General features: G+C 67.2%; 2 protein-coding genes. One reads left to right on the top strand and one right to left on the bottom strand.

Annotated elements, in window-relative coordinates:
• Nucleotides 1-295 precede the first annotated feature (295 nt).
• Nucleotides 296-2227: an ATP-dependent helicase gene (locus tag AB0L56_RS22070; RefSeq protein ID WP_365425574.1), complete on the top strand. Its 1932-nt coding sequence runs from the start codon at nt 296-298 to the stop codon at nt 2225-2227.
• 300 nt (nt 2228-2527) lie between these two features.
• On the opposite strand, the gene AB0L56_RS22065 is transcribed toward AB0L56_RS22070, so the two are convergent.
• Nucleotides 2528-5305, bottom strand: coding sequence for a protein kinase (locus AB0L56_RS22065; protein WP_365425572.1), 2778 nt, complete (start codon nt 5303-5305; stop codon nt 2528-2530).
• Nucleotides 5306-6000: the final 695 nt, after the last annotated feature.

The raw sequence follows: 6000 nt of genomic DNA, 5'->3' as shown, positions 1-6000 counted from the left end.
ACGACACTCGGGCCCCTGGCCTGCCCCGCCTCAGCCCACGGCACGAAAACGGTCCACCGACTCCGTCGGCGGACCGTCACGCAAGATCGAGGCTAGGAGAGAAGGGGACCAGGCCGCTCTACTGGAATGAGTCACGGGCCGAGTGGTTGCGGTGGTATCGCTACCTGTTCCTGTCGCGTTCGAAACCGAGCACCCATTTGAGCGCACTTGGCCGCCTGAGTGACGAGGAGCTCCGGCTGAATGCGCCGGAGGTGCTCGTGGCCCTCGTGGAGCACATCCGGAAGAAGGTGTCATTGTGAGCGCTTCCAACCGCCTTGTCCCGACGAGAACGCCGACGCTGCGCCCAATGACCCTGGTGCCGGTGGAGGATTGGCGCCCAGCCGGTATCGAGGATCTGGAGCCGGCCGCGTGGCAGGCCCTGCGGGACACCGGGAATGTGGCGGTCGTGGCCGGGCCGGGCGCGGGCAAGACGGAGTTCCTTGCTCAGCGCGCCGCCTATCTCCTGCAGACCGGTCTGTGCCCGTGGCCGCAGCACATTCTGGCGATCTCCTTCAAGCGGGACTCTGCCGCCAACCTCGGGCGCCGCGTCGCCACCCGCGTCCCGGCACACGCCAGCCGCTTCGCGTCGATGACCTTCGACGCATTCACCAAGGGGCTGGTGGATCGGTTCGCGCCGGCTCTTCCGCCAGACTGGCGGATGAGCCACGGGTACGACATCCGCATGGCGCCCGACTCCGAGGTGAGGGCCTTCCTCAACACCGTCGCCTTCTCGGCGCCACAGGCGCTGGCCAGGCAGGTCGGGTTCCAGCCGGGACGCTTCGTCTCCGACATCGTCGGGGGATGGAGCCTGCCCGAGAGTGTGCCGGCGGACGATGCCGTCGACGCCGTCTCCTACGCCGCACGCGAGTGGTGGCGCGCCCGCTACTTGCGGCCGGGGAAGGCGGAAGTCGACTTCGTCATGCTCAACCGGCTCGCCGAGCTGTTGGTTCGTGCGGTGCCGAGGCTCCGCCGTGCCCTACGGATGACCTATCCCATAGTGTTCGTCGACGAATTCCAGGACACGACCAGCGCGCAGTTCTCCTTCCTCGCATCAGTGTTCGGCGAGGAGGCCGCGGTGACCACGGTCGGGGACAGCAAACAGCGGATCATGGGCTGGGCCGGCGCTGTGCCCGAGGCCGTCCAGCGCTTCACCAGCACGTTCCAAGCCACCACCTACTGGCTGGCGTGGAACTTCCGCTCCAGCGACGCCCTAGTCGAACTCCAGCACGTGATCGCCCGCAAACTCGATCCGACCACAGTGCGGGCCACCTCGAAGGCGACTACCGAGGACGGGCACGAGCCAGCCGTGCTATGGACGTTCTCCGGCGGAGGTAGCGAGGCGAGGTTCATCGCCGACTGGATCGCCCGGGACATCGCCGTCTCGGACCGTACGCCGGCGGACTTCGCGCTCATCGCACGGCAGAAAGTCAAAGACTTCGAGCCGCTGTTTCGGGCTCGCCTCGCCGCGCACGGCATCCGAGTCCGCAACGATGACGCGCGGGTCGGCAAGATGACCCTCCAGGATCTATTGAAGAGCGATACGACTCGCCTGTTCGTGGGGCTACTCCGGCTGGCGCACCAGTCTCGTGGACTCGCCACAGTGTGGCAGGAGGTATCTGCGACTCTGGAGCGTGTACACGGCGCAACCGATGACGAGACGGCCCAGCAGCGTGTCGGCGAGGACTTGAGCGACCTGACCACCCGGCTCCGTGCCTGGCTTCAGGCGCACCTTCCGTCGACCACGTCCGCGGCCGACGCCGTCCGAACGGTGCTCGATCTCGTGGACAGCGCGGCTCTGCGCCGCTACATGAAGGCCACTGCACCCGGTGAGGAGTTCGATCTCGTCACTGGCGCATTCGAGGCGCGCCTTGAGACGGTGCTTGACGGGGCAGACGACTGGGGTGTGGTGCTCGACGAGTTCGAGTCCGCCGATGCCGTCGTCTTGCTCACCACCCACCGCAGCAAGGGCCTCGAATACCACACCGTGTTCTTCCTTGGTATTCACGGCAGGCAGTGGTGGGCGCTCGGAAGTGACCCGCGTGAAGGGACATCGACCTTCTTCGTGGGTCTGTCCAGGGCAGCTCAACGGCTGGTATTCACCACGGACCGGTCCGAGCGCACCGGCCCCATCGCGGCCTTCTTCGCAATGCTCACCGAGGCGGGAGTGCCCGAAGTCGATCAAGGATAGGGACAGGCCCGTGAGACTGCCCCATCCGACACAGTGTGAGACGCCTTGAGAAGCCGCAGGTCCCAGCCTCGCTGTAGGACGCGAGCTACGAGGTCCCGCACTGTGGGATCTAAGATTCCGTGACCGAATCTCACGGCTGACGGCCACTTGCCGGCCGATCGGCCACGAAGCTGAGGCTGGACGGTCAGTCCATGACTCGTTGAAACAGGTCGAGCATGGGTCGGACCGCCCACAGGTAGTTCGTCTGGCATATGCGAACAAGCCGCGAGGGCCGCGGTTGTCGTGCCGACACCTGCGTGGTCATTTGCTGGCTGCGGAGTTAATGGCGCTACGGATGGCGATGTCCACGCCGCGCTCGCCAGTCAGCTCGTAGTAGTAACGTGCGCTGCCAGGGTGTTCCCGCAGCACACTGGCGAGAATCTGAGCGGCCTGGCCGTGCAAATGGCGCAGCCAGTCTCGGGTTGCGATCTGCTGGTCGAACTCATTCGATGCAGCGTCCCAGGTGCACATACCGCGGGCCGCCTCCTCCAGCACGTCCCACTCCTCCTCCTGGGCGGCGTGGCGGGCGATGTCGCGCAGCCACACGATGGCTCTCTTGCATTCGTTCCAGTGGGGCCAGCCGGTGCCGTCGCCCTGGACGTGCCCGGTTATCGCGTGGATCAGGCTGAGGGCCTGTTCGGTGTTGGCGAGCAGGAGCGGCGCGGTGAGGTCGATGTCTAGTCGCGGCAGGACGTCCAGGTAAAGCTCGTAGTCGTCGCCGTGATCGGCAACGAGCGAGAGCAGCTGGCTGACGGCGCTGGTGTCCCCCTCCTCGGCTGCTGCCACGAGCTGCTGGGCCCGCGCGACGGGCAGGTTCAGGTCCTGGGACGCCTCGCGTTCGACCAGGTCGAGGAACTCGGCGATCGTCTGCGGTCGCTGCGACGGATCCCGGAAGCAGCACTGCCGCACGACGCTGCGCCACGGCCCCGGTGGCGGCAGCAGAGGAATGTTCGGCTCAGGGTCGGTGCCGGTCAGCAGCCAGCCGATGACCTTTCCCAGGCTGTAGATGTCACTCGCGGGCGTCGCGTGGTGAGGCGCGATGGACAGCTCGGGGGCGCCGAACTCGGCGGTGCCGATCTTGGTGCCAGTGCGCTTGGGGTTGGTCGTCTGCCCGCGGGGTCGGCGCACGATGCCCCAGTCGCCCAGGACCCAACGCCCGTGGAGCTGCAGGATGTTAGCGGGTTTGATGTCCCGGTGCAGGTAGTCCAGGCGGTGGGCGTCGGCCAGGGCAGCAGCGACCGCGTCCACCAAGGCCCTCAGCTCCTGGCCGTCGTCTTGCAGTTGCGGCTGGAGATGTTCGGCGGTGGCCTGGGCCAGCGGCATGACGAACCACTCGGCCCGGGGACTGAAGTCAAGGACCGGCATGACGTGACGGTTGCCGCCAAGGGCCTGTGCGACTTCGATCTCGCGCAACATCCGTGCAGTCAGGTTCTCGCGCAGTGACCTCGGCTTCTTGAACGCGACGACTGTGTTCGTCGGCTTGTGCACGGCTTGGTGCACAATGCCCATGCCACCCTCGCCGTCCGGCAGCGGGAACTTCTCCAGCGCGTAGTCCTTCTTCACGCCGCGGGCCTGCTGGCGTACCGCGGCGCACGGATCGACGGCGGGCGGCGGCGTGCGCTTTGCCTCAAGGGCGGGAGAGCCGGAGGGGAAGTGGCCGGTGATCTTCATGAGGACGGGGTGGATGGTGCCTATATCGTTCGTAGGCAGCGAACCCAGCAGGTATGCGGGCCCGCCCTCCCGGCTCTGGGCGAGGCCGAACACCTCGCCCAGCTGTACCTCGGCGACCGGGTCGTCCCTGCGAACCGCCGCGTCGAGCGTGTGCACTTCCACGCCGATGCCGGAGCCGGCCCTCCCGGCCACCAGGACGATTCCGTTGTCGCTGCGGACAATGTGCCCGGGATAAGACACCGGGGTCTGCATCCATTCCTCCCGCCCACCGACGCTCGTGCCGACGGCGAGGTCGACGACGGCACTGTGGCCGCTAGCAGCAAGGAAGAAGCGCCGCCCGTCAAGCCAGGCAGCCGACCGCACCGCCGCGTCAAAGGCGATGGGGAACCGCCGCTGATCGCCTACCTGGTCGCCGAGCTGGGTAAGCGCCAGGGTCGATCCGGTGCCGGCACCGAGCGTCGCTCCGGATCCGGACAGCACCCACATGCTCGCATCGGGGCCGAGCACCAGGCTGGAGTTCGCCTCGAACCCGCCGCCCACCGCTCGAACAACGCCGTCACGCGACATCACCACCGCCGACCCGCACAGTACGCAAACGCCTCCGCCCGGCAGCACGACGGCGGCGCCGTGCACACCGGGCAACGGCAGCCGCCACCGCACACCACCCCGCTGCAGATCCACCTCCGCAAGCCCCGACTCGGTGGTGATCAGCGCTCGCGCCGACGATTCCCAGGCAAGACCATTCGGCCGCAGCGGCCAGTCCTCCCCGGCCAGGACCACGGAGGCCGTGATGCCCGGTGCCGTTCGGGCAGACACAGTGACCGGTCCTGCCGGACGCGTCGGCAAGGCCAGGGCGGGGATCGGCTCCTCCGGTTCCTGCAGCAGGAGTTCGTGCAGCGGTGTGTGCGGTGACCGCGGCATGCGGAAAGCGGAACGGATCAGCGTCGCGAGCGGTGCGAGGCCACACAGGGCAGCCTCCAGATGGTCCTGGTCGAGCAGCACGCCGTGCCCGCTCAGGGCTGCACGCAGGCCATCGTCCACCGCACGCCCTGGAGTTCGCGCGCACACAAGGACCCACCGCACGCCCGGCCCAAGCCCGCGTTGATCACGGGCCCGTGCGGCGGCCCTGGCGGCCTTGGCCACATCGGGTCCGGATGCAGACGTTACGGTGATCGCGTAGTCGCGTCCGGCAAGTTCAAAGAACACGGTCGGCTCGTCCCGCGCCCCGTGGTCCACCGTTGCTTCCTCGTCGGTGCACCGGATTAGGGCTATGACCACGTTGACGAGGAGCCCGTGACGGTCCGGCTCCGACAGTTCGGTGCTGTGGTACTGACCGTACTCGGCCAGTAGTTCCCGTACGTCTTCCATCGCCCCGCCCCGTACATCGTGCCTACCGGGCACCGCGCCCGGAGGAGCGATTGTCGCGCACAGCCGGACACGACACGCGTTGATCACGGAGTTTCGCTCCGCACCTCATGGACGGACCCACCCTTCCCCGTCACGGTCCCACTCGAATACGCACTTCATGCGGGGCGGGCCACCCGGGATCTGCTCGACCAAGTCAAGAACGACGAGGCAGCCGAACAGGCCCGTAGAGATACACACCGAGGAGCTGTCCCCCCTCCGGAGAGGGAACGGTCCACATCCGCCCCGGCCCCGGCGAGCGGGGCGTCCGGACGTTGCACATCGAGTGTCGTCCGCACGACGCGGAGCAACTGGTGATGACGGTCAATGCCCTGCGGACGGCACCGTGATCATCAATGGAGTGCAGTTCATCCCCCGTGACGAGCCAACAGCAAAGACACCCTGAAGCGTCATTAGCAGCCCTCATTGCCCGGTATCCACCTGCACGGCGGGGAGAGCCAAGATCGATTGTCTCGCGGTCGGAAGCTCCATGAGTGTTGTTCGCGTGTTGGCGAAGGCCGTTGGCATCGTGGCGCCAGCAGCCCGAGGACCTCGGCAGTGTTTGCCCGACTACGGGGGAACCTGGGTGTTTAGCCCCTGCGCGGCCGCAGCTCCACTTCTGAGTGAGTGACACGGCCGTGAGACACAACGCTCGGACC

It is taken from the genome of Streptomyces sp. NPDC052079, assembly GCF_040680275.1.
Taxonomy (GTDB): domain Bacteria; phylum Actinomycetota; class Actinomycetes; order Streptomycetales; family Streptomycetaceae; genus Streptomyces.
This window is presented reverse-complemented; position numbering and strand designations above follow the sequence as displayed.

Bases quoted from the DNA above. Each gene is read 5' to 3' on its own strand.
- AB0L56_RS22065 (WP_365425572.1), bottom strand. From the start codon at position 5,305: ATGGAAGACGTACGGGAACTACTGGCCGAGTACGGTCAGTACCACAGC.